The sequence below is a fragment of the Streptomyces sp. P17 genome, assembly GCF_032436805.1.
In the GTDB taxonomy this organism is placed as follows: Bacteria; Actinomycetota; Actinomycetes; order Streptomycetales; family Streptomycetaceae; genus Streptomyces.
Genome location: NZ_JAVRBF010000065.1, coordinates 19840 through 43453, shown reverse-complemented (window position 1 = coordinate 43453; position 23614 = coordinate 19840). Strand labels below are relative to the sequence as shown.

The window sequence follows — 23614 nt, the reverse complement described above, 5'->3', positions numbered from 1 at the left end:
GCCGAAAGCCCAGGTACATCCAGTACGAGGGCTTCCGGCCGGCACGCCGAGAGCACGCACCGGACGCCGCTCCTTGAGGGGCAAACGTTGCCTGCCGCGGCACTGGACACGGCGGCGGTTCAGCCCTCGATCGCGGCGGGGTCCATCCAGACGACCTCCCAGGTGTGGCCGTCGAGGTCGTCGAAGGCGCGGCCGTACATGAAGTCCATGTCCTGGACCTTCTCGGAAGCGGTGCCGCCGGCGGCGATCGCCTTGTCCACCAGCTCGTCGACCTTCTCGCGGGACTCGGCGCTCAGAGCGATCATCACCTCGCTGGTCTTCGTCGCGTCCGCGATCTCCTTGTCGGTGAAGCTCGCGTAGAAGGGCTTGGTGAGGAGCATCGCGACGATGGTCTCGCTGATCACGACACTCGCCGCGTTCTCGTCGCTGAACTGCGGGTTGATCGAGTAGCCCAGCTCCGTGAAGAACTTCTTGGAGGCGTCGAGGTCGGCGACGGGCAGGTTCACGAAGATCATCTGCTGGTACATCTGGAGTCTCTCCCATCGGGGTTGGTCTGTTCGGTGGGGTAGACCGGGGGGTGGGGCGGAACTCATCGCGGTTCGAAGATTTTTTTCGTGCGGATTTTTCAGCGGGCCAATGGCAGCGCCGCGAGCTCGGCGACGATCAGTGTGAGCGGGCCGAACACGGCCAGGAGCGCGCTCGCGCGGAGGGCGGCCGCGCTGCGGAGCATCGTGGGCGGGGCGCCGAGGCGGAGGAGGGCGGCCGTGGTGTCGGCCCGCGCCTGCCTCGCTTCCACGGCGGCGGTGAGGAGGGTGGCGATCGCGCAGCCGGTGACCACTGTGGCGCCGAGGGTGGTCAGGGGGCCGAGGGAGCGGCCGTCCGCGGCGGGGCCGGGGAGTACGGCCATGGCGTACGCGGCGGAGGCTACGGCGCAGACCACGCCGAGGGGGCGGCCGATGCGGGTGGCTTCCTCCATGAGGACTCGGCCCGCGAGGAGGCGGAGGGCGCCGGGGCGGGCGGACTGGAGGAGGCGGCCGCAGAGGTGGGTGAGGCCGGGGCCACCGAGGGCCAGGCCGACCGCGGTGAGGGCCCAGCCGATGAGGACTGCGGCGGGGCCGGTGGGGAGGCCGCCTGGCATGGGGGCGGTGGTGGTGGCGGTGCTGGCGTAGGCCTCTACGGCCAGGCCTGCGGCGAGGACGGCCGTGCCCCAGGGGAGGCCTGCGGGGGTGGTGGGTGCGTCTGCTGAGGTCGGTGCGGGTGGGTGGGATTCGCTCGCCGACGGGGTGTCGCTCTCCTTCGGGTCGGGAGCCGCCCCAGCGGCACGGCTGCCCGCGGGATGCCGTAGACGGGCGCCGAATCTCCCGTACGCCCCGAACGTTTCCCGTGCCCCCGTCGTGCCGTACGCCCCGAAGCGGCCGAAGCGTCTGGGGCCCTCGGAGGGGGTTGGCCTTGGCTCCCGGGGCCGTAGCGTCACTGCCACCGACAGGGATGCCGCCGCCGGTACCAGGGACAGCAGGGTCAGGGCCGCGGGGAGGGGGAGGGGCTCCGAGGCCGCCAGGAAGTCCGCTGCCGCTCCGTCGAACGGCATTCCCGTCAGGTCGCCTCGCAGGTGGAGGAAGAAGAGCAGGGCCAGCATGGAGCCGAGCAGCGTCGACAGGGCTGTGGTCGTTGCCGAGACGGCCATCAGACGGACCGGGCCGAGGCCGATCGCCGCCAGACCCGGGCGGGGGCGGGTGCCCGGGTCCGTTCGGGCTACCGCTACCGCGAAGTGGACCGTTGCCGCCAGCGGTGCCGCGCACCAGGTGAGGCGGAGGAAGGACCCGCCGGGGGAGTCGGGGTGGGTCAACGCGTGGCCCAGGGCGCACAGGAGGAGGAAGCCCGTGCCCGCCGAGGCGGTTGCCACCAGCAGACGGCGCAGCTGTACGGCGGGATGGGCGCGGCGGGTCAGGCGGAGAGCGAGCACGCGGCCCGGCCTTCCGACTCGGCCATCGGGGGAAGGTGCACGGTGTTCACGCGGCGGCCGTCCAGTAGGGACACCGTGCGGTCGGCCAGGGCCGCCGTCTCCGCGTCGTGGGTCGCCAGGACCACCGTGATGCCGTGCGAGCGGGCCGCTGTCGTCAGCGTACGCAGGACATGCGCCCGGTCGGCCCGGTGCAGCGGGGCCGTCGGTTCGTCGGCGAACAGGACGGTCGGGGCCGGGGCCAGCGCGCGGGCGATGCAGACCCGCTGACGCTGCGCCTGGGTCAGTTCGCGCGGGCGCCTGCGGGCGCCGTCCCCGATGTCGAGGCGCTCCAGCCACTCCAGCGCGGCCGTCTTGGCCCGGCGGCGGCTGGTGCCGCGCAGCATCAAGGGCAGGGCGGCGTTCTCCCAGACGTTGAGCTCGGGGACCAGCACCGGCTCGGGGTCGATCCAGCCGAAGCGGTCGCGGCGCAGCCGCTCGCGGCCGACGGAGCCCATGGTGTGCACCGGCACGCTGTTGAACCACACCTCACCGCGTCGCGTCGGGGCCAGCCCCGCCAGGCAGGTGAGCAGGGTCGTCTTGCCGCTGCCGCGCGGGCCGCACACCGCGAGGATCTCCCCCTCGCGCACGCCGAGGGAGACGCCACTCAGCGCGGGTGAGCCATCCAGGTGCGTGAAGTGCAGGGACCGTGCCCAGAGCACGTCGTTGTCCGGCGGAGCCTCCATGGGCGTACACCTCGTTCTGGTCCGTTGTGCCTTGCAGTCCCCCGTGCGGGGGAACGAAAGCAGGGCCGATCGGTTACCAGGCACGCTAAGGATCCGGGACAGCGACGCCGGTCAGCACGCGGCCCGGGTGCACCCTTCTCACTCGCATGGGTGTACCCGGGCCACGGAACCGCCGGGGGCTACAGCTTCGTCCACGCCTCCGTCAGCGTCCCGCGCAGGATCTGCTCGATCTCGTCGAACGTGTCCTGGTTGGAGATCAGCGGCGGGGCGAGCTGGACGACCGGGTCACCACGGTCGTCGGCACGGCAGTACAGGCCGTTGTCGAAGAGGGCCTTGGAGAGGAAGCCGTACAGGACGCGCTCGGTCTCCTCGTCGTTGAAGGACTCCTTCGTGGCCTTGTCCTTGACCAGCTCGATGCCGTAGAAGAAGCCGTTGCCGCGGACGTCGCCGACGATCGGCAGGTCGTGCAGCTTCTCCAGCGTGGAGCGGAACGCGCCCTCGTTGTCGAGGACGTGCTGGTTGAGGCCCTCGCGCTCGAACAGGTCGAGGTTGGCGAGGCCGACCGCCGCGGAGACCGGGTGGCCGCCGAAGGTGTAGCCGTGCAGGAAGGTGTTGTCGCCCTTGTAGAACGGCTCGGCCAGACGGTCGGAGATGATGCAGGCGCCGATCGGGGAGTAGCCCGAGGTCATGCCCTTGGCGCAGGTGATCATGTCCGGGACGTAGCCGAACTTGTCGCAGGCGAAGGTCGTGCCCAGCCGGCCGAAGGCGCAGATGACCTCGTCCGAGACCAGCAGGACGTCGTACTGGTCGCAGATCTCGCGGACCCGCTGGAAGTAGCCGGGCGGGGGCGGGAAGCAGCCGCCCGCGTTCTGCACGGGCTCCAGGAAGACCGCCGCGACCGTGTCCGGGCCCTCGAAGAGGATCTGCTGCTCGATCTGGTCGGCGGCCCAGCGGCCGTAGGCCTCGGGGTCGTCGCCGTGGATCGGGGCGCGGTAGATGTTGGTGTTCGGGACCTTGTGCGCGCCCGGGACCAGCGGCTCGAAGGGGGCCTTCAGGGCCGGCAGGCCGGTGATGGACAGGGCGCCCTGCGGGGTGCCGTGGTAGGCGACCGCGCGGGAGATGACCTTGTACTTGGTGGGCTTGCCGGTGAGCTTGAAGTACTGCTTGGCGAGCTTCCAGGCGGTCTCGACCGCCTCGCCGCCGCCGGTGGTGAAGAAGACCTTGTTCAGGTCGCCAGGGGCCTCGTGGGCGAGGCGCTCGGCCAGCTCGACGGCCTTGGGGTGGGCGTAGGACCAGACCGGGAAGAAGGCCAGCTCCTGCGCCTGCTTGGAGGCGGTCTCGGCGAGCTCGGTGCGGCCGTGGCCGGCCTGCACCACGAACAGGCCCGCGAGACCGTCGAGGTAGCGCTTGCCCTTGTCGTCGTAGATGTAGGTGCCCTCGCCCCGGACGATGGTGGGGACGGGGGAGTTCTCGTACGAGGACATGCGGGTGAAGTGCATCCACAGGTGGTCGTACGCGGTCTGGCTGAGGTCCTTGGTGCTCACGGTTATCGGGTCCTCACGGCTATCGGGTTCCCCACATGTAGGTCTGCTTCTTGAGCTTCAGATAGACGAAGCTCTCGGTGGAGCGCACTCCGGGGATGGCTCGGATGCGGCGGTTGATGACTTCCAGCAGGTGGTCGTCGTCCTCGCAGACGATCTCCACCATCAGGTCGAAGGAGCCTGCCGTCATCACCACGTACTCGCACTCGGGCATCGCGGTGAGCGCGTCGGCGACGGACTCCACGTCCCCCTCCACATGGATGCCGACCATCGCCTGGCGCCGGAAGCCCACGGTGAGCGGGTCCGTGACGGCGACGATCTGCATCACGCCCTGGTCGAGCAGCTTCTGGACGCGCTGGCGCACGGCCGCTTCGGACAGGCCCACGGCCTTGCCTATGGCGGCGTACGGCCGGCGGCCGTCCTGCTGGAGCTGTTCGATGATGGCGAGGGAGACGGCGTCCAGGTGCGGCGTGCTGCCGTTCCTGGATTCGCGGGGGGACTCGCGGGAGTCCCTGGGGTCTGCGCTTCGACTGGCCACGCGCTCACTGTGCACGAGGTCTCGACAGTTTCGCAAGGGCACGGCGATGAAATTCGTTGTTTACGTGTGTGAGTCCTGCGGATTTCGCAGTCGAGCGGGATCAGGGGTGTTGAAAACGTGGGCTTGCCGATTAGGGTGGGTGTCTCAGCAATCGGACAGTTGAACCTGACAGGAGGCCGGCAGTGAGCACCGAGCTGCGTCGTCTGCGCAATTACATCGACGGTGAGTTCCGCGACGCCGCCGACGGACGGACCACCGAGGTGGTCAACCCCGTGACGGGCGAGGCGTACGCGACCGCGCCGCTGTCCGGGCAGGCGGATGTCGACGCCGCCATGGAGGCCGCCGCCCGCGCCTTCCCCGCCTGGCGCGACACCACCCCCGCCGAGCGCCAGAAGGCCCTCCTGAAGATCGCGGACGCGTTCGAGGAGCGCGCCGAGGAGCTCATCGCGGCCGAGGTGGAGAACACCGGCAAGCCGATCGGGCTGACCCGGTCCGAGGAGATCCCGCCGATGGTGGACCAGATCCGGTTCTTCGCCGGTGCGGCCCGGATGCTGGAGGGGCGCTCGGCCGGTGAGTACATGGAGGGGATGACCTCCATCATCCGCCGTGAGCCGGTCGGCGTCTGCGCGCAGGTCGCGCCGTGGAACTACCCGATGATGATGGCCGTATGGAAGTTCGCCCCGGCCATCGCCGCGGGCAACACGGTCGTCCTGAAGCCGTCGGACACCACCCCGGCGTCCACCGTCCTGATGGCCGACATCATCGGCTCGATCCTGCCCAAGGGCGTCTTCAACGTCATCACCGGCGACCGTGACACCGGCCGGCTCATGGTCGAGCACCCGGTCCCGGCGATGGCCTCCATCACCGGCTCGGTCCGTGCGGGCATGTCGGTCGCCGAGTCCGCGGCCAAGGACCTCAAGCGGGTCCACCTGGAGCTGGGCGGCAAGGCGCCGGTCGTCGTCTTCGAGGACACGGACATCGCGAAGGCCGTCGAGGACATCTCCGTCGCGGGCTTCTTCAACGCCGGCCAGGACTGTACGGCCGCCACGCGCGTCCTCGTCCAGGAGTCCATCCACGACGAGTTCGTGGCCGCGCTCGCGAAGGCCGCCGCCGAGACGAAGACGGGCCAGCCGGACGACGAGGACGTGCTCTTCGGCCCGCTGAACAACCCGAACCAGCTCAAGCAGGTCTCCGGCTTCATCGAGCGCCTCCCCGCGCACGCCAAGGTCGAGGCCGGCGGTCAGCGGGTCGGTGACAAGGGCTACTTCTACGCCCCGACCGTCGTCTCCGGACTCAAGCAGGACGACGAGATCATCCAGAACGAGGTCTTCGGACCGGTCATCACCGTCCAGTCGTTCTCGGACGAGGCGCAGGCCGTCGAGTGGGCGAACGGTGTGGACTACGCCCTCGCGTCCTCGGTGTGGACCAAGGACCACGCGCGGGCGATGCGGATGTCGAAGACGCTGGACTTCGGCTGTGTGTGGATCAACACGCACATTCCGCTGGTCGCGGAGATGCCGCACGGCGGCTTCAAGAAGTCCGGGTACGGCAAGGACCTGTCCGGGTACGGGTTCGACGACTACACGCGGATCAAGCACGTCATGACGTCGCTGGACGGCTGAGAGTCCCGACAGGGCCGGGGTATGCGTTGACAACGTGTCCGATACCCGCGGCTTCGCTCGACGCGCCGTCCATTGTCCGGCTCGTGAGGGGGGCGGCATCCTGCTGGGATGCTGCCCCCCTCGTACACCTCCCGTGTCTCCCGCCGTTCCCTGCTGCTCGCGTCGGCCGCCGCCGCGCTCGCGGGCTGCGGGGTGCCCGCTGCCTACGTCAAGCCCGGTGACCGCTCCGCCGCCGATCTGTCCACCACGGACCGGCGGCTGACCTGGGCGAACTGGCCGCTGTACATAGACGTCGACGACGCGGACGAGACGAAGCGGCCCACGCTGGACGCGTTCGAGGAGCGCACCGGCATCTCGGTGGACTACGTCGAGGAGATCAACGACAACGACGAGTTCTTCGGGAAGATCAGCCCCTCCCTGATGAACCATCAGCAGACGGGCCGCGATCTCATCGTCATCAGCGACTGGATGTGCGCCCGTTTCGTACGACTGGGCTGGGTGCAGGAGATGGACCGGGCCCGTCAGCCGAACGTGACGCGGTACCTGGATCCGCTGCTGCGCTCGCCCGCCTTCGACCCCGGACGCAAGTTCACCGTGCCGTGGCAGTCGGGGATCACCGGAATCGCGTACAACCGCCGCCGGTTGGGCCGGGAGATACAGCAGGTCTCCGATCTGTGGGCGAGCGATCTGAAGGGCAGGGTCACGCTGCTGTCCGGGCTCGACGAGGCCTTCGCGCTGCTGATGCAGGGCAACGGCGTCAACATCACGAAGTGGACGGCGGACGACTTCCACACGGTCTGCGAGCAGATCGAGCGGCGGGTCGGCAGCGGCCATATCCGCCGCTTCACCGGCAACGACTACATCAAGGACCTCTCCAGCGGCGATGTCCTGGCCTGTCAGGCGTACTCCGGTGATGTCATCCAACTCCAGGCGGACGACCCGGACATCGAGTTCGTCGTCCCCGAGGAGGGCGCCGAACTCTGGTCGGAGTCCCTGATGATCCCCAACCTCGCCCGCCACAAGACGAACGCCGAGCGCCTGATCGACTACTACTACGAGCCCGAGGTCGCCGCGGACCTGGCCGCCTGGGTGAACTACGTCTGCCCGGTCCCCGCCGCGCAGGACGTCCTGGCCTCCGCGAAGGACAAGGAGACCGCGGCCCTTGCCGAAGACCCCCTGATCTTCCCGGACTCGGCCATGCGTGAGCGCCTCGCCGTGGCCCGGGACATCACGGCGGAGGAACGGGTGGACTTCGCCAGGCGGTGGAACGCGCTCCTGGGGTTGTAGATCACACCCCGGCACGCTTTTGAACGCGTTCAACAACGGCGTGCGCTGCTGCCATGAGCGACAGAGCCGCCCTGTTGAAGGGCATTCGCGGCCGGCTGGTGTTCTTCGTCGTATGTCTCGTGCTGAGCGGTGCCACCGCCTTCCCGCTCGTCCACGAACTGCGCTGGACCGAGGACGTGTTGAGGTCGCTGTCGGTGGGGGACCACCTGCCCGCGCTCATGGACTGGATCGAGCGCGTCCGGCTCGGCCTCGACACCGCCGACGCCGACTACCCCTTCCTGCTCTACGGCACGGACTGGCTGGCCTTCGCCCATCTCGTCATCGCCGTCGCCTTCTACGGGCCCTACCGGGACCCGGTCCGCAACATCTGGGTCGTCGAGTTCGGGATGATCGCCTGCGCCGGCATCATCCCGCTCGCCCTGATCTGCGGACCGATCCGCGGGATTCCCTTCTGGTGGAGCGTGATCGACATGGCGTTCGGGGTGTTCGGGGTGATCCCGCTCTACCTCGTACGGCAGAAGATCAAGCGGCTGGAGGCGCTGACCGGGAAAAGTGTTATCGAGGGCGCCCCCACTCCGTCTCCCTCCCTGTGATCTCCCTCATGGCCGGTCCCTGACAGAGCGCGTACGAAGAGGGAACGACACCAGAGAGGACGTCCGTGGACGAGGCAGCCGGCAGGCAGTGGCGCTCCACCATCGCAGCCGCGCAGGCGGGGGACCGGCGTGCCCTGGACGAGCTGGTGGCGGGATGGCTTCCGCTCGTCTACAACGTCGTCGGACGGGCGCTCGACGGACATGCCGATGTCGACGACGTCGTTCAGGAGACCATGCTGCGGGCCGTCGGCAACCTCGGGTCGCTGCGGGATCCGGACAGCTTCCGGTCCTGGCTCATCGCCATCGCCATGCGACAGATCCGGGACCGGGCGCGCCGCAGACAGTCCGCGCCGCTCGACGAGGCGGCGGCTCAGCAGGACTTCGCCGAACTCACCGTGCTGCGCCTGGGACTTGAGGGCCAGCGGCGCGAGGTCGCCGAGGCCGTGCCGTGGCTCGACGACGAGGACCGGCAGTTGCTGTCGCTGTGGTGGCTGGAGGTCGCGGGCGAGCTGAGCCGGCGCGAGCTGGCGGCAGCGGCCGGGATCAGCCGGCAGCACGCGGCGGTGCGGGTGCAGCGGGTGAAGGAACGGCTGGAGACCGCGCGCGGCATCGTGCGGGCCCTCGACGGCGCCTGCCCGGAACTGCGCGACCTCACCTCCCGCTGGAACGGCCGCCCCGACTCGGTCTGGCGCAAGCGGCTGGCCCGGCACATCAGGGGCTGCGGCTACTGCGGCGACGCCCGCGAGACCGTCGTACCGGCCGAACGGCTTCTCGTCGGCCTCGCCCTCGTCCCCCTCCCGGTCGGCTTCACGCTCTCCCTGGCCTTCGGCGGCAAGACGGCCGCCGCGGCGGCCTCCGCCGGCTGGTCCGCCAAGGTGCTGGGCGCGCTGACCCAGCCCGTGGTCGCGGTGACCGCCGGAGCGACCATCGTCGCGGGCGGCGCCTACGTCGTCACCGTCCCGTCCGACGAACCGCCGCCGCGTGCCTCCGCACCCACCGTGACCAGCCCCTCGCCGTCGCCGAAGTTCTCGGCGAGTCCTTCCCCCACCCCGTCGGTGACTCAGCGGAAGGTCCAGCTCTACGGCACGGTCGTCGACACCGTCGACAAGGCGCCGGACCCCGACGCGGACCCCGGCGCCCTGCCCCGCCGTACCGAGGCCGGGCTCACCAGCACCTGGGGCCCGAAGGCCGTCATGCAGCACCGGGGCGAGAGCGTGACGCTCAGCGGGCGGGGTTATGTGCTGGTGCGCTGGCAGATCGCCCCGCACGACCGGCCCGGCGGTCTGACGATGCCGACCTGGACCGGTCTGAAGGGCAAGCTGTTCCATGTCGCGTCCGGTGGCGGGCGCCGTATGGACGACGTCACCGGGGACGGCTCCGATCGCGGGTACGTCACCGGCATGGGCGGCCCGGACATCGGCTACACGGTGCTGCCGGACGGCACCCAGCAGATGTGGCAGAACGAGTACTTCTACATCGACGGCACCGTCACCCTCCACGTGAACGAGCGCGGCGCCTCCTACGGGCTGACCGTCATGCCGACGGACTGGGCCGCAGTGGACAAGGACGTCCACTACGGCCCCGACCAGGGCGCGATCCGCTACGGCCTGGTCCGTGACACCGGCGACGACACCGCGCCCGTCCCGCAGTACGTCACGCGCGCGACCCCCGCCGATCCGGCGACGGTGGCGCGGCGTTCGCGCGTGTGAGCGTGTGCAGCGCGTCGATGCGGTTCGTGGTGATCGAGTCGACGCCCAGGGTGATCAGCCGGCGCATCGACCGGCGGGTGTCGGGGGTCCAGACCGACAGCAGGCGCCCCCCGCGGTGGACCCGCTCGGCGAGGGCCCGGTCGACAAGCCCGAAACGGTAGTTGAGCCAGCGCGGCCGCACCGCGTCCAGCAGCGCGGGCCGCGGCGGCGCCAGCGTCGTCCAGGTCAGCGCGATCTCGGCGCGCGGGTCCGCGGCGCGCACGGCGAGCATGGCGGGGGCACCGGCGCAGTAGTACACGCGGTCGGCCGCGCCCGCCTCCCGTACGACGTCCACGACCCGGCGCGCGGTGCGCACATCCGGGGTGCCGGGCAGATCGAGCATGACGCGGGTGCCGTCGGTCCGGGCGAGTGCCTCGGCCAGCGTCGGAACCTTGCCGACCGTGTGCTCGCGTACCTCGTCCGCCGACAGCGCGAGCAGCGGGCGGTCCAGCTCCCACAGCCGCTTCAGCGACGCGTCGTGCAGCAGGACGGGCACGCCGTCGCGGGTCAGCCGTACGTCGATCTCCACGGCGTCGGCGCCCCTGCTGATCGCCGAACGCAGCGAGTCGAGGGTGTTCTCGCGGAACAGATAGGGGTCGCCGCGGTGGGCGACCGCGGTGATCGTCCGGTTCAGGTGCTTCATGGGGCGAGCCAGGCGGCGGTGTAGGTGTCGATCTCGGCCTTGATACGGGCCTTGCCGGGCTCGTCGAGGAAGGACGCCTCGACGCCGGTGTGCGCGAGCTCGGCCAGACCGCGCTCGTCGAGCTCCAGCAGACGGGCGGCCACCGCGTACTCGGTGTTGAGGTCGGTGCCGAACATCGGCGGGTCGTCGGAGTTGATCGTGACCAGGACGCCGGCCCGGACGAACTCCTTGATCGGGTGCTCGTCGAGGGTGCGCACCGCGCGGGTGGCGATGTTGGAGGTCGGGCACACCTCCAGGGGGATCCGGTTCTCCGCGAGGTGCGTGAGCAGCTTCGGGTCCTGCGCGGAACTGGTGCCGTGTCCGATGCGCTCGGCGCCCAGATGCGTCAGGGCGTCCCAGACCGTCTCGGGCCCCGTGGTCTCACCGGCGTGCGGCACGGAGTGCAGGCCCGCGGCGATGGCCCGGTCGAAGTACGGCTTGAACTGCGGCCGCGGTACGCCGATCTCGGGCCCGCCGAGCCCGAACGACACCAGGCCCTCGGGGCGCAGCCGGTCATCGGTGGCGAGCCGTACGGTCTCCTCGGCCGACTCAAGACCCGCCTCGCCGGGGATGTCGAAGCACCAGCGCAGTACGGTCCCGAACTCGGCCTCGGCAGCCTTGCGGGCGTCCTCGATCGCGTCCATGAAGCCGCGCTCGTCGATGCCGCGGCGGGTGGAGGAGAAGGGGGTGATGGTCAGCTCGGCGTACCGCACCCGCTGCCGGGCCAGATCGCGGGCGATCTCGTACGTCAGCAGACGTACGTCCTCCGGGGTGCGGATGAGATCCACGACGGACAGATACACCTCGATGAAGTGGGCGAAGTCCGTGAAGGTGAAGTAGTCGACCAGGGCCTCGGGGTCGGTGGGCACCTTGGAGTCGGGGTGGCGGGCGGCCAGCTCCGAGACGATCCGGGGGGAGGCGGAGCCGACGTGGTGCACATGGAGTTCGGCCTTGGGCAGTCCGGCGATGAAGGCGTGCAGGTCGCGCGTGGCGCCCACGAGGCCGGCGGCGGTGTGGTCGGTCAAGGTTCCTCCCCGGGAACGGCGTCCTCGGCCGGGGTGCGGCGGGACGCGGTGATCGGCTGATCGATGACTCCGGATCATCGTAGGCCGGGGCCGCGCGGTGGTGGGCGGCGCCGTAGCATGACGGGACGCAGACAGAGGGGGTCCCGCGCAGGTCCGACGACACGCCGACGCCGGCTGCGCCGGGGGAGTCCGGGGCCGCGGGGAAGGTCGGGCTGACGAAGGGCGGCGGGCCGGACGCCGCCGGGTCCGGGGCGGAGCGGAGCCCTGGGGCACCGCCGTCCCCGGGCGCCGCCTCGGCGGGCGCGGAGGGGCTTCGGCATACCGTGGCTTCGGGGTCGGGGCCCGGGGGCCTCGGGGCCGGGTCGAAGGGGCGGCAGCCCCTGCTGGGGGTCCCCCCTCCGGGGGAGGGACGGGCAGGGGCGGCGGGGGCGACAACCCCCTACCCCCGCAACCGCTCCCGCGCCTCCATCAACGCGAACCCCAACAGATTCGGCCCCCGCCACCGCTCCGGATCCCCCGCCGCCTCGTCATTCGCCGCGAGCCCGATCCCCCACACCCGATCCACCGGACTCGCCTCCACCAGCACCCGCTCCCCCGTCCCCAGCAAAAACCCCCGCAGCGCCTCGTCCGACCCGAACTTGTGCACGCTGCCCTCGACCACGATGCCGAACCGCTCGCGCCCCCATATCTCCTCGTCGAACCCCCGCACCAGCCGCCCGGCGTTCTTCGCCTGAACGGGATGCTCGGCGGCCAGAACCCGTCGCTCGGCCTCCGCGTCGCCGAACAGGCGGGCCTTTCCGGCCATCATCCAGTGCTCGGCCGTCGCATACGCCACCCCGTCCACCGTGAACGGCGACGGCCACCACTGGCTCAGACAGCTCGCGCCGATCCGGCCGTCGGGCCTCTGCCGATGTCCCCAGAAGTGCAGATACTTGATACCCGCCCCCGCGCGGACCTCCCTGACCAGGACATCCCGAGAATCGATCTTTCCCATGCACGCGAGTCTGGCACGCACCACTGACACTCCGTCCTGGCTTTTTCCCCTTCACTCGACACCTGGTCGACAGATTCCGTCGCGTAACCAAAAGGCAACAACGGAATCACTTGTTGGAGTCCACTTGCTCTGTCAGGATCGGCACTCAAATCGAGCTGGAGCTACGCCACCCGCCCCCGTGGACAGCGAGGCGAAGGCGGAGGAGAGCGACATGCACAACCCGGGCAACGCCACCCCGGAACGATTCCCCGCACACGAGCGCTTCGCGGCCGGCGCGCAGTACATCGGCGGCCGTACGGTCAAGGGCACCTCGGGCCGTACCCACAGCGTCGTCGACCCGGCCACCGGCGAGGAGGTCCTCACCTACGAACTGGCGGGCACAAGCGACGTCGACGCCGCCGTCGCCGCGGCCCGAGAGGCCTTCCCCGGCTGGTCCGCCGCCACCCCCGGCGAGCGTTCCGACGCGCTGCACAAGCTGGCCGCAGTCCTCGCCGACCGCGCCGAGGAGTTCGCCCGCGCCGAGTCCCTCCAGTGCGGCAAGCCGCTGAAGCTGACCCGCGAGTTCGATGTGCCGGGGACGATCGACAACGCTTCGTTCTTCGCCGGTGCCGCCCGGCATCTTCAGGGGCAGTCCGCCGGTGAGTACTCCGGCGACCACACCTCTTACGTACGCCGTGAGCCCATCGGCGTCGTCGGCTCCATCGCCCCCTGGAACTACCCCCTCCAGATGGCCGCCTGGAAGATCCTCCCGGCGATCGCCGCGGGCAACACCATCGTGCTCAAGCCCGCCGAGCTGACCCCGCTGACCTCGCTGCTGTTCGCCGAGGCCTGCACCGAGGCGGGCATCCCCGACGGTGTCGTCAACATCGTCACCGGGACGGGCAAGGAGGCGGGTGAGCATCTCGTCGGGCACCCGGACGTCGCCATGACCTCCTTCACCGGGTCCACCGCCGTCGGCAAGCGGGTCGCCGAGATCGCCACCGCCACCGTCAAGCGGATCCACCTGGAGCTCGGCGGCAAGGCGCCCTTCGTCGTCGACGACGCCGACGTGGAGGCCGCGGCCAACGGCGCGGTCGCGGGCGCCCTGATCAACACCGGCCAGGACTGCACCGCCGCCACGCGCGCGTACGTCCAGCGGCCGCTGTACGAGGCGTTCGTCGAGCGGACCGCCGCCCTCATGGAGAGCGTCCGGCTCGGCGACCCCTTCGCCCCCGGCACCGACCTCGGCCCGCTCATCTCCCACGTCCAGCGCGACCGGGTCGCCGGGTTCGTGGACCGGGCGCGCGCCTACGCGCGCGTGGTGACCGGCGGCGAGGCCCCGCAGGGGGAGCTGAAGAAGGGCGCCTACTACCGGCCCACCCTCGTCGCGGACGCCGGCCAGGACAGCGAGATCGTCCAGTCCGAGATCTTCGGCCCGGTTCTGGTCGTGCTGCCCTTCGACACCGACGACGAGGGGATCGCGCTCGCCAACGACACCCCGTACGGACTCGCCGCCTCCGCCTGGAGCCGGGACGTCTACCGGGCCAACCGTGCCACCCGCGAGATCCAGGCGGGCTGTGTGTGGGTGAACGACCACATCCCGATCATCAGCGAGATGCCGCACGGCGGCTACAAGGCGTCCGGCTTCGGCAAGGACATGTCAGCCTACTCCTTCGAGGAGTACACGCAGCTCAAGCACGTCATGTTCGACAACACGGCGGTCGTCAGGAAGGACTGGCACCGCACGATCTTCGGGGACCGATAGCAGCCAGGCCGCCTGATCCGCGGCCGCCCACCCTCCCGAAAGGGCACCAAGCGCATGGAGCAGTTCGAGCCAGACCGCCTGTCCCCGGCCCAAGTGGCCGCCATGCGGCGCAGCTTCCGCAACGGCAGGGCATCACTCAGCCGCCGTTCCCTGCTGCGCGCCTCCGCCGGCGGCGCGCTCGCGGTCGGCGGTCTGGGAACGCTGAGCGCCTGCGGCATCCCGGCCGCCGGCAAGACCGAGGGCGGAGTCTCCTCGGACGACCGCTCGGCCAAGGAGAAGACCGTCCACTTCTCCAACTGGACCGAGTACATGGACGTGGACGAGAGCGGGAAGCGCCACCCGACGCTCGACCGGTTCACCGAGCGGACCGGCATCAAGGTCAAGTACACCGAGGACATCAACGACAACGTCGAGTTCTTCGGGAAGATCAAGCCGCAGCTGGCGGCCGGCCAGGACACCGGCCGCGACCTCATCTGCGTCACCGACTGGCTCGCGGCCCGGCTGATCCGCCTCGGGTGGGTCCAGAAACTGGACCCCTCCAACCTGCCGCACGCCTACGCCAACCTGTCCTCCCAGTTCCGTTCCCCGGACTGGGACCCGGGGCGCGCCTACTCGTATGTATGGCAGGGCATTTCGACGGTCATCGCCTACAACAAGAAGGCGCTGGACGGCGTCGAGGTGAAGACCCTCTCCGATCTGCTCGACAACCCCAAGCTCAAGGGCCGGGTCGGTTTCCTGTCCGAGATGCGCGACAGCATCGGCATGACGCTGCTCGACATGGGCAAGGACCCGGGGAACTTCACCGCCGACGACTACGACGCGGCGATCGCCCGTATCCAGAAGGCCGTCGACAAGGGCCAGATCCGCCGCTTCACCGGCAACGACTACACCTCCGACCTGTCCAGCGGAGACTTCGCCGCCTGTATCGCCTGGGCCGGAGACGTCGTCCAGCTCAAGGCGGACAGCCCGGACATCGACTTCATCATCCCGGACAGCGGCTACATGACGTCGACCGACAACCTGCTGGTCCCCAACAAGGCCCGGCACAAGACCAACGCCGAACGGCTCATCGACTACTACTACGAGCCGAAGGCGGCCGCCGCACTCGCCGCGTACATCAACTACGTCTGTCCCGTCGACGGGGTCAAGGAGGAGCTGGCGAAGATCGACGAGGATGCGGCGAACAACCCGCTGATCATCCCCGACAAGGCCATGGCCGCGAAGTCCCGCGCCTTCCGCTCGCTGAGCTCGAAGGAAGAGACCGAATTCGAAACGAAGTTCGCGAAGCTGACTGGGGCGTGATCGACGTGACCACCAAGAACGACAACACCGGCGACGTCCGCCTCACGGGCATCAGCAAGACGTACGGTTCCTTCACCGCCGTACACCCGCTGGACCTGACCGTTCCCCAGGGCTCCTTCTTCGCCCTGCTCGGCGCCTCCGGCTGCGGCAAGACCACAACCCTGCGCATGATCGCGGGACTTGAGGAGCCGACCTCCGGCACCGTCTTCCTCGGTGACCAGGACGTGACCCGGCTGCCGCCCTACAAGCGGCCGGTGAACACGGTCTTCCAGTCCTACGCCCTCTTCCCGCACCTCGACATCTTCGAGAACGTCGCCTTCGGCCTGCGCCGACGCGGCATCAAGAGCGTGAAGAAGCAGGTCGAGGACATGCTGGAGCTCGTGCAGCTCGGCGAGCAGGCGCGCAAGAAACCGCATCAGCTCTCCGGCGGCCAGCAGCAGCGCGTCGCCCTCGCCCGCGCGCTGATCAACCACCCCAAGGTGCTCCTCCTCGACGAGCCGCTCGGCGCCCTCGACCTCAAGCTGCGCCGCCAGATGCAGCTGGAGCTCAAGCGCATCCAGACCGAGGTCGGCATCACCTTCGTGCATGTCACGCACGACCAGGAGGAGGCCATGACCATGGCCGACACGGTCGCCGTGATGAACGCGGGCCGGGTCGAGCAGCTCGGCGCCCCCGCCGATCTGTACGAGAACCCGAAGACCACCTTCGTCGCCAACTTCCTCGGCACCTCCAACCTCATCGAGGCGGAGGTCGACGCGAAGAGCGGCGAGGACATCGTCCTCAAGGCGGGCGGCGGCAAGCTCGTCCTGCCCGAGGCACGCTGTTCCGCGCCCACCACGACCGGCGGCAAGGTGCTGGTCGGCGTGCGGCCCGAGAAGATCTCCCTCACGCACGCCGACGACGCGGGGGAGATCCCGGACGGCCGCAACCGCGTCACCGGAAAGATCGCCGACGCGTCCTTCATCGGCGTCTCCACGCAGTACGTCATCGACAGCCCGGTCTGCCCCGAGCTCTCGGTCTACGTCCAGAACGTCGACCGCGACGCCCGTCTGGTCCCCGGCGCCGACGTGGTCCTGCACTGGTCCCCGGCGCACACCTTCGGCATGGACGCCGCCCAGTCCCTGCTTGCCGGGACAGTGGGCTCCGCGGGCACCGAGGAAGAGGCGGTCTGATGGCGACGGTCACCGAGGCGCCGCCCCTGGCGCCCGCCCCCGAGAAGAAGCCCCCGCGCAAGAGGGGCCGCTGGACGCCGTACCTCCTGCTGCTGCCCGGACTCGCCTGGCTGCTGGTGTTCTTCGCGCTGCCGATGGTCTACCAGGCCTCCACCTCGGTGCAGACCGGTTCGCTGGAGCAGGGCTACGAGGTCACCTGGCACTTCGCCACCTACTGGGACGCGCTCACCGAGTACTACCCGCAGTTCCTGCGGTCGGTGCTGTACGCCGGTTCCGCGACGATCCTGTGTCTGCTGCTGGGCTATCCGCTGGCGTATCTCATCGCCTTCCGGGCCGGCCGCTGGCGGAACCTGATCATGATCCTGGTGATCGCGCCCTTCTTCACCAGCTTCCTGATCCGCACCCTCGCCTGGAAGACGATCCTCGCGGACGGCGGCCCGGTCGTCGGCGCGCTCAACTCGCTGCACGTCCTGGACGTCACCAGCTGGCTCGGCATGACGGCGGGGGACCGGGTGCTGGCCACCCCGCTGGCGGTCGTCTGCGGTCTGACGTACAACTTCCTGCCGTTCATGATCCTTCCGCTCTACACCTCGCTGGAGCGCATCGACGGCCGGCTGCACGAGGCGGCGAACGATCTGTACGCCAAGCCGATCACGACCTTCCGGAAGGTCACCTTCCCGCTGTCGATGCCGGGTGTCGTCTCCGGCACCCTGCTCACCTTCATCCCGGCCGCCGGTGACTACGTCAACGCCGATCTGCTCGGCTCCACCGACACCCGCATGGTCGGCAATGTCATCCAGTCGCAGTTCCTCAGGATTCTCGACTATCCGACGGCCGCGGCGCTCTCCTTCATCCTGATGTTCGCGATCCTCATCATGGTCACGCTCTACATCCGCAGGTCGGGGACGGAGGACCTGGTTTAAATGGCCTTCGTCAACTGGCTCAAGCGCAATCTCGTCGTCATCGCGGGGCTTGTCACCCTCGGATATCTGCTGCTGCCCAACGTCGTCGTGACGGTGTTCTCCTTCAACGACCCGAAGGGCCGCTTCAATTACGAGTGGCAGAAGTTCTCCACCGACGCCTGGACCGACCCGTGCGGGGTGTCGGGGCTGTGCTCCTCGCTCGCCCTCAGCCTCCAGATCGCCTTCTGGGCGACGCTGGGCGCCACGGTCCTCGGCGCGATGATCGCCTTCGCCCTGGTCCGCTACCGGTTCCGGGCGCGCGGCGCGGTGAACTCGCTGATCTTCATGCCGATGGCGATGCCCGAGGTCGTCATGGCCGCCTCGCTGCTCACCCTGTTCCTCAACATGGGCGTGCAACTGGGCTTCTGGACGATCCTCATCGCCCACATCATGTTCTGCCTCAGCTTCGTCGTGACGGCCGTCAAGGCGCGCGTCATGTCGATGGACCCGAGGCTGGAGCAGGCCGCGCAGGACCTCTACGCCGGCCCGCTGCAGACCTTCCTCCGGGTCACCCTGCCGATCGCGGCACCCGGAATCGCCGCGGGCGCGCTGCTCGCCTTCGCGCTCTCCTTCGACGATTTCATCATCACCAATTTCAACGCGGGTTCGACGGTCACCTTCCCCATGTTCGTCTGGGGCTCGGCACAGCGCGGAACGCCCGTTCAGATCAATGTCATCGGCACGGCCATGTTCATCATCGCCGTACTGTTCGTCCTGGCCTCGATGGTCATCAGCAACCGCCGCAACAAGCAAAAGGCATAAGCGCAGTCGTAGGGAGTTGAAATCATGGCCCCAAGCGCCATGAGCCGTTGGACAAAGGCACTTTCTGAAGCCCAGCCGGTCCCGTACTGGCTGGACGACCCCGGCAAGCCCCATCCCGAGCCCGCCCTCACCGGCGCCGAGACCTGCGATCTGCTGGTCGTCGGCGGCGGATACAGCGGACTGTGGACCGCGCTCCTGGCCAAGGAGCGCGACCCCGGGCGGGATGTCGTCCTGCTGGAGGGCCGCGAGGTGGGCTGGGCCGCCTCGGGCCGTAACGGCGGCTTCTGCGCCGCCTCCCTCACCCACGGTCTGCCCAACGGGCTCACCCGCTGGCCGGACGAGATCCACAAGCTTCAGGAGCTGGGTGCCCGCAACCTCGACGAGATCGAGGCGGCGGTCGCCCGGCACGGCATCGACTGCGACTTCGAACGCACCGGCGAGATCGACGTCGCCACCGAGCCCTACCAGGCCTGGGAACTGCGCGACTGGTACGAGGAGATCGAGCGCCGTGGACTCGCCGAGGGCGTCGAGTTCCTGGACGCCGACGCCGTACGGGAACAAGTCGACTCACCGACATTCCAGGCCGGCCTCCACGACCGCCGGGGCGTCGCCATGCTCAACCCGGCCAAGCTGGTCTGGGGCCTGAAGGCGGCCTGCGTCCGGCTCGGGGTGCGGGTCTACGAGCACACACCCGCGCTGGACCTGAAGCCGTACGGCGCCGGCATGGCCGTACGCACCCCGTACGGAACGGTCCGCGCCCGTCAGGTCGCCCTCGGCACCAACATCTTCCCGAACCTGGTCAAGCGGGTGCGGGCCTTCACCGTCCCGGTCTACGACTACGCCCTGATGACCGAGCCGCTCACCGACGACCAGCTCAAGGAGATCGGCTGGCAGAACCGCCAGGGCCTCGGGGACAGCGCCAACCAGTTCCACTACTTCCGGCTCTCCGCCGACAACCGGATCCTGTGGGGCGGTTACGACGCCATCTATCCGTACGGCGGCCGGGTGCGCGCCGAGTACGACGACCGCCCGGAGACCTACGCCAAGCTTGCCGACCACTTCTTCACCTGCTTCCCGCAGCTGGAGGGCCTTCGCTTCACCCACGCCTGGGGCGGCGCGATCGACACCTGTTCGCGCTTCTCGGCGTTCTTCGGCACCGCCCACCAGGGCAAGGTGGCCTACGCGGCGGGCTACACGGGGCTGGGCGTAGGGGCCACCCGCTTCGGTGCCGATGTGATGCTGGACCTGCTGGCGGGGGAGCCCACCGAGCGGACCGAACTGGAAATGGTCCGGCGCAAGCCGCTCCCCTTCCCACCCGAGCCGTTCGCCTGGACCGGCATCGCGCTGACCAAGTGGTCGCTGGCCCGGGCCGACGCGCACGGCGGGCGGCGCAACCTGTGGCTGAAGACGATGGACCGGCTGGGTCTGGGCTTCGACAGCTGACGCGCTCCGGCCGCGCTCCCGTTCACTTCAAAAGGTTGCGGAAACCCGCGTAATGCCCGGCGGGGACCTCCCTCTCCCTCGTGACGCACTAGGCGTCCACGACGGAAAGGGAGGTCCCCGTCATGACAGGGGCGAAGACGGCGGTCGAGTGGCTCGCGTCCGTGGCACCGGATCCGGAGGCGTGCCGCTGGGAATGGGAGCGCAACCCGCTCGGGGTGGCGCTGCTGCCCGCCGGGAAGGCCTGGGACGTGCTCATCCTGCCGGCCGAGCTCGGCTATCCGACGCTCGATGTACTGACCCGTATCCTCGACCAACCCGGCCCGGTGCTCGTCGACTTCGGCGACGCACGTATGGGCTTCCTCGTACCGCCGGGCACCGCGGCCCGCTGGCTCGGCACCGGCATCCGCACGGCGGGGCCCGGTACCTGGATCGTGGTGCCCTACCCCGGCCGGGCCACCGGCGGCGTCCGCTGGCTGGTCCCGCCGGACGGCTCCGGCACCCTCACCGATCCCGCGCTGCTCGAACTGGCCATGCACGAGGCTGCCGCCGGCTTGGCCGATGACGACTGAGCCGGGTGCCGCGACGGGTTGTCGGTCGGCTGCGGCGGCGTCGTGGCTGGTCGCGCCCCGCGGCGGAGCCGCACTTCGATACAGCCTCGCTCCCTTGAGGGAGGTCACGGCACCCGGCGACAAGTCTTGACAAGCTGATTGGTCTGGACCAAGTTGAGCCGCGTTCCACCCCTCCAATTCCCCCATGCCCGGAGGCGCTTGTGGACCGCTCCAGACCCATTGTCGCCATGCTCACGGCCGTCCTGCCGGCCGTGTCCGGCATCACCGCGCTCTCGTCGGCCGCCCGTGCGGCCGACGCGGATCTGGCGAGGAACGGAGGCTTCGAGTCCGGCCTGGACGGCTGGACCTGTACGGCGGGCACCACCGTCACCTCACCGGTGCGCAGCGGCAGTTCGGCGCTGCAGGCGACGCCGGCCGGCAGCGACAACGCCCGGTGCGCGCAGACGGTGACCGTGAAACCGGACTCCTCGTACGCGCTGTCCGGATATGTCCGGGGCTCCTACGTCTACCTCGGCGCGAGCGGCACCGGCACCACCGACGTCTCGGCCTGGACCCGGTCCGCCCCGGCCTGGCAGCAGCTCAGCACCACCTTCCGCACCGGCCCGTCCACCACCAAGGTCACGGTCCACACCCACGGCTGGTACGGCACCGGCGCCTACCACGCCGACGACATCTCCCTGGTCGGCCCGTCCGTCGACCCCGGCCGGCCGCCCGCCCCGCCCACCGGCCTGAGGACCGGCACCATCACCTCCTCCAGCGTCGCGCTGTCCTGGACCGCGGCGACGGGTGCCTCCGGATACGCCGTCTATCGCGAGGGGGTCAAGGTCCGGACGGTGAGCGGTACTTCGGCGACGGTGACGGGACTGTCACCGCAGACGGCGTACGCCTTCCAGGTCACCGCCGTGAACGACGCCGGCGAGTCCGCGAGGTCCGCCACGGTCATCGCGACCACCACCGCGGGCGGAGGCGGCTCCTCCGACCTCCCGCCGCACGCCCTCGTCGGCTAACTCCACGCCGGCTTCGCCAACGGCTCCGGCTGCACCCGGCTCGCCGACGTCCCCGACAGCTGGGACGTCATCGACCTGGCCTTCGGCGAGCCGACCTCGGTCACCTCCGGCGACATCCGCTTCACCCGCTGCCCGGTCGCCGAGTGCCCGGACGTCGAGAGCGACGCCGACTTCAGGGCCGCGATCAGGGCCAAGCAGGCGGCGGGCAAGAAGGTGCTGATCTCCATCGGCGGCCAGAACGGCCAGGTGCAGCTCATGACGACCGCCGCGCGGGACACCTTCGTCAGCTCGGTCTCGAAGATCATCGACGAGTACGGCCTCGACGGCCTGGACATCGACTTCGAGGGCCACTCGCTCTCCCTGAACGCCGATGACACGGACTTCAAGAACCCCAGGACTCCGGTGATCGTGAACCTGATCTCGGCCCTGAAGACCCTGAAGGCCAGGTACGGCGACGACTTCGTGCTGACGACGGCCCCGGAGACCTTCTTCGTCCAGCTCGGCTACCAGTACTACGGCACCGGCAAGTGGGGCGGCCAGGACCCGAGGGCGGGCGGTATCTCCCGGTCATCCACGCCCTGCGCGACGACCTGACCCTGCTGTACGTCCAGGACTACAACTCGGCCCGGTCATGGGCCTCGACAACCAGTACCACTCCATGGGCGGCGCCGGCTTCCACATCGCGATGACCGACATGCTGCTCACCGGCTCACCGGCTCACCGGCTCACCGGCTCAGCGGCTCAGCGGCTTCCCGGTCGCGGGCGACGCGAACACCGTCTTCCCGCCGCTGCGCCCCGACCAGATCGCCGTCGGCATGCCGGCGTCCACGAACGCGGGCAACGGTCACGTCCCTCCGGCCGAGGTCGTGAAGACCCTCGACTGCCTGACGAAGAAGGTGAACTGCGGCTCGTACACCACCCACGGCACCTGGCCCGCGCTGCGGGGCCTGATGACGTGGTCGATCAACTGGGACCGGTACTCGAACTGGGAGTTCCAGCGGACCTTCGACGGCTGCTTCGGCTGACGAACAGGATGTAGCCGGTCAGCAGGACCGCCGCGAGGCACCAACTGGCCACGACGTCCAGCGGCCAGTGGTAGCCGCGCCGGACCAGACCGTAGGAGACCCCGAGCACGAGGGCGGCGCAGACCGTCACGCAGAGACGGCGGGCGAACGTGGAGCGGAGCCAGGGGAGGAGGAGCAGGGTGGCGGCGCCGTAGGCGATGGCGGCGGTCGCGGTGTGGCCGGACGGGAAGTAGCCGGTGGCCGGCGGGACGGCCGGGGTGCCCGGGCGGTCGGTCAGCTCCTTGAGGGGGACGACCAGGACCGGGACCAGGGCCATGAGCAGCAGGGCGCAGCCGGCCGGCAGCCACCAACGGTCTGTACCACTGCGCCGGGACCGCAGGGCGACGTACACCAGGCTCGCCACGAGGACGGGCACCGCTACCTGGATGTTGCCCAGGTCGGACAGGAGTTCGGAGACGTGATCGGGGTGGACGAGGGCTCTGCTGAGCCGCTCGTCCACCCTCACCAGCGGGCCGTCGGCCACGACCTGCCAGGTGATCAGCGCGAAGAGAAGGGCGGGAAGCCCGAGAAGTCCCAGAAGGGAGAGGAGGGAGGTCGGCCGCCCCGGAACAGGGGGGGTGGTTCCGAGGCGGCCGTCCGGATCGGATGGTCGCGCGCCCCGGGGGGTTTGGGGCGAGCGACTGTCCGATCGGTGAGGAGATCCGGAGCCAGAGGCCCCGTTCATGTGCGCGAGGGCACGACCAGGTCGAAGCTGGGGAGGCCCCGTCCTGATGTCGCCCACAGTCCCCTGTGGGCGGGGTGTATCTCTCATCTGGGTAGAACCTACGACAGGGGGTGCGTCCAAGACAGTCGGAATCGAGTCCTGACAGAGACCTCGCACACCTTCTTCACACCCTCTGACCCCCGCGGCCCC

The 23614-nt window shown here is 69.7% G+C and carries 19 protein-coding genes and 2 pseudogenes; 12 read left to right on the top strand and 9 right to left on the bottom strand.

The annotated features are described in order from the left end of the window. Positions 1 to 119: 119 nt before the first annotated feature. The 5 genes from RMT89_RS32810 to RMT89_RS32790 all read right to left on the bottom strand — a co-directional run bounded on the left by RMT89_RS32810 (position 120) and on the right by RMT89_RS32790 (position 4779). Positions 120 to 527, bottom strand: coding sequence for a VOC family protein (locus tag RMT89_RS32810; protein ID WP_315887382.1), 408 nt, complete (start codon positions 525 to 527; stop codon positions 120 to 122). Between the two features lie 98 nt (positions 528 to 625). Further along, complete coding sequence (locus RMT89_RS32805) at positions 626 to 1963, bottom strand: hypothetical protein (protein ID WP_315887381.1); 1338 nt, start codon at positions 1961 to 1963, stop codon at positions 626 to 628. Continuing rightward, positions 1945 to 2685 (bottom strand): ATP-binding cassette domain-containing protein, encoded by a 741-nt coding sequence (locus tag RMT89_RS32800; RefSeq protein ID WP_315887380.1) that lies wholly within the window; start codon positions 2683 to 2685, stop codon positions 1945 to 1947. Before RMT89_RS32800 ends, RMT89_RS32805 begins: the two co-directional genes overlap by 19 nt. A gap of 179 nt (positions 2686 to 2864) precedes the next feature. Continuing rightward, positions 2865 to 4229: an aspartate aminotransferase family protein gene (locus tag RMT89_RS32795; RefSeq protein ID WP_315887379.1), complete on the bottom strand. Its 1365-nt coding sequence runs from the start codon at positions 4227 to 4229 to the stop codon at positions 2865 to 2867. Positions 4230 to 4248: 19 nt separating this feature from the next. Continuing rightward, positions 4249 to 4779: an Lrp/AsnC family transcriptional regulator gene (locus RMT89_RS32790; protein ID WP_315887378.1), complete on the bottom strand. Its 531-nt coding sequence runs from the start codon at positions 4777 to 4779 to the stop codon at positions 4249 to 4251. A 167-nt stretch (positions 4780 to 4946) separates the two neighbouring features. Here RMT89_RS32790 and RMT89_RS32785 point away from each other — a divergent pair, with 167 nt between their 5' ends. From RMT89_RS32785 to RMT89_RS32770, 4 genes are all read left to right on the top strand, one after another. Then, entirely contained in the window at positions 4947 to 6386 is a 1440-nt protein-coding gene (locus RMT89_RS32785) for a gamma-aminobutyraldehyde dehydrogenase (protein WP_315887377.1), read from the top strand. Between the two features lie 108 nt (positions 6387 to 6494). Further along, positions 6495 to 7673 carry a spermidine/putrescine ABC transporter substrate-binding protein gene (locus tag RMT89_RS32780; protein ID WP_315887376.1) on the top strand — a complete coding sequence of 393 codons (1179 nt, stop codon included), beginning with the start codon at positions 6495 to 6497 and terminating at the stop codon, positions 7671 to 7673. Positions 7674 to 7726: 53 nt separating this feature from the next. After that, complete coding sequence (locus RMT89_RS32775; RefSeq protein ID WP_315887375.1) at positions 7727 to 8266, top strand: hypothetical protein; 540 nt, start codon at positions 7727 to 7729, stop codon at positions 8264 to 8266. Positions 8267 to 8331: 65 nt separating this feature from the next. Further along, complete coding sequence (locus tag RMT89_RS32770) at positions 8332 to 9975, top strand: sigma-70 family RNA polymerase sigma factor (RefSeq protein ID WP_315887374.1); 1644 nt, start codon at positions 8332 to 8334, stop codon at positions 9973 to 9975. Here the strand turns inward: RMT89_RS32770 and RMT89_RS32765 are convergent. From RMT89_RS32765 to RMT89_RS32755, 3 genes and pseudogenes are all read right to left on the bottom strand, one after another. Next, the gene (locus RMT89_RS32765; protein ID WP_315887373.1) at positions 9920 to 10657 is read right to left on the bottom strand and encodes a glycerophosphodiester phosphodiesterase; all 738 of its coding nucleotides are present in this window, start codon (positions 10655 to 10657) and stop codon (positions 9920 to 9922) included. The two genes, RMT89_RS32770 and RMT89_RS32765, sit on opposite strands and share 56 nt — an antisense overlap. Next, positions 10654 to 11782, bottom strand: a pseudogene (locus RMT89_RS32760) (adenosine deaminase). Before RMT89_RS32760 ends, RMT89_RS32765 begins: the two are co-directional and overlap by 4 nt. 378 nt (positions 11783 to 12160) lie before the next feature. Continuing rightward, positions 12161 to 12715, bottom strand: coding sequence for an NADAR family protein (locus RMT89_RS32755; protein ID WP_315887372.1), 555 nt, complete (start codon positions 12713 to 12715; stop codon positions 12161 to 12163). Positions 12716 to 12926: 211 nt separating this feature from the next. Between RMT89_RS32755 and RMT89_RS32750 the strand changes: the two genes are divergently transcribed. The 8 genes and pseudogenes from RMT89_RS32750 to RMT89_RS32715 all read left to right on the top strand — a co-directional run bounded on the left by RMT89_RS32750 (position 12927) and on the right by RMT89_RS32715 (position 22701). Next, the gene (locus tag RMT89_RS32750) at positions 12927 to 14459 is read left to right on the top strand and encodes a gamma-aminobutyraldehyde dehydrogenase (RefSeq protein WP_315887384.1); all 1533 of its coding nucleotides are present in this window, start codon (positions 12927 to 12929) and stop codon (positions 14457 to 14459) included. Positions 14460 to 14513: 54 nt separating this feature from the next. Beyond that, positions 14514 to 15761 (top strand): spermidine/putrescine ABC transporter substrate-binding protein, encoded by a 1248-nt coding sequence (locus RMT89_RS32745; RefSeq protein WP_315887371.1) that lies wholly within the window; start codon positions 14514 to 14516, stop codon positions 15759 to 15761. After that, entirely contained in the window at positions 15758 to 16933 is a 1176-nt protein-coding gene (locus RMT89_RS32740; protein ID WP_315887370.1) for an ABC transporter ATP-binding protein, read from the top strand. Before RMT89_RS32745 ends, RMT89_RS32740 begins: the two co-directional genes overlap by 4 nt. Continuing rightward, the gene (locus tag RMT89_RS32735; protein ID WP_315887369.1) at positions 16933 to 17856 is read left to right on the top strand and encodes an ABC transporter permease; all 924 of its coding nucleotides are present in this window, start codon (positions 16933 to 16935) and stop codon (positions 17854 to 17856) included. Before RMT89_RS32740 ends, RMT89_RS32735 begins: the two co-directional genes overlap by 1 nt. Then, entirely contained in the window at positions 17857 to 18657 is an 801-nt protein-coding gene (locus RMT89_RS32730) for an ABC transporter permease (protein ID WP_315887368.1), read from the top strand. A 24-nt stretch (positions 18658 to 18681) separates the two neighbouring features. Beyond that, a complete protein-coding gene (locus RMT89_RS32725; RefSeq protein ID WP_315887367.1) occupies positions 18682 to 20100 on the top strand; it encodes an FAD-dependent oxidoreductase in 1419 nt (472 codons plus the stop codon). Positions 20101 to 20222: 122 nt separating this feature from the next. Continuing rightward, entirely contained in the window at positions 20223 to 20669 is a 447-nt protein-coding gene (locus RMT89_RS32720; protein WP_315887366.1) for a hypothetical protein, read from the top strand. A gap of 227 nt (positions 20670 to 20896) precedes the next feature. Then, positions 20897 to 22701: pseudogene (locus tag RMT89_RS32715) on the top strand (chitinase). Here RMT89_RS32715 and RMT89_RS32710 read toward each other — a convergent pair. Next, positions 22640 to 23482, bottom strand: a complete 843-nt coding sequence (locus RMT89_RS32710; protein ID WP_315887365.1) for a phosphatase PAP2 family protein — start codon at positions 23480 to 23482, stop codon at positions 22640 to 22642. The pseudogene RMT89_RS32715 and the gene RMT89_RS32710 overlap by 62 nt on opposite strands. Positions 23483 to 23614 lie beyond the last annotated feature (132 nt).

What these genes read in the sequence shown, in the direction of transcription:
- RMT89_RS32810 (WP_315887382.1), bottom strand. Translation starts at nt 527, where the DNA reads ATGTACCAGCAGATGATCTTCGTGAACCTGCCCGTCGCCGACCTCGAC.
- RMT89_RS32800 (WP_315887380.1), bottom strand. Translation starts at nt 2,685, where the DNA reads ATGGAGGCTCCGCCGGACAACGACGTGCTCTGGGCACGGTCCCTGCAC.
- RMT89_RS32780 (WP_315887376.1), top strand. Translation starts at nt 6,495, where the DNA reads ATGCTGCCCCCCTCGTACACCTCCCGTGTCTCCCGCCGTTCCCTGCTG.
- RMT89_RS32775 (WP_315887375.1), top strand. Translation starts at nt 7,727, where the DNA reads ATGAGCGACAGAGCCGCCCTGTTGAAGGGCATTCGCGGCCGGCTGGTG.
- RMT89_RS32765 (WP_315887373.1), bottom strand. Translation starts at nt 10,657, where the DNA reads ATGAAGCACCTGAACCGGACGATCACCGCGGTCGCCCACCGCGGCGAC.
- RMT89_RS32755 (WP_315887372.1), bottom strand. Translation starts at nt 12,715, where the DNA reads ATGGGAAAGATCGATTCTCGGGATGTCCTGGTCAGGGAGGTCCGCGCG.
- RMT89_RS32750 (WP_315887384.1), top strand. Translation starts at nt 12,927, where the DNA reads ATGCACAACCCGGGCAACGCCACCCCGGAACGATTCCCCGCACACGAG.
- RMT89_RS32745 (WP_315887371.1), top strand. Translation starts at nt 14,514, where the DNA reads ATGGAGCAGTTCGAGCCAGACCGCCTGTCCCCGGCCCAAGTGGCCGCC.
- RMT89_RS32735 (WP_315887369.1), top strand. Translation starts at nt 16,933, where the DNA reads ATGGCGACGGTCACCGAGGCGCCGCCCCTGGCGCCCGCCCCCGAGAAG.
- RMT89_RS32730 (WP_315887368.1), top strand. Translation starts at nt 17,857, where the DNA reads ATGGCCTTCGTCAACTGGCTCAAGCGCAATCTCGTCGTCATCGCGGGG.
- RMT89_RS32725 (WP_315887367.1), top strand. Translation starts at nt 18,682, where the DNA reads ATGGCCCCAAGCGCCATGAGCCGTTGGACAAAGGCACTTTCTGAAGCC.
- RMT89_RS32720 (WP_315887366.1), top strand. Translation starts at nt 20,223, where the DNA reads ATGACAGGGGCGAAGACGGCGGTCGAGTGGCTCGCGTCCGTGGCACCG.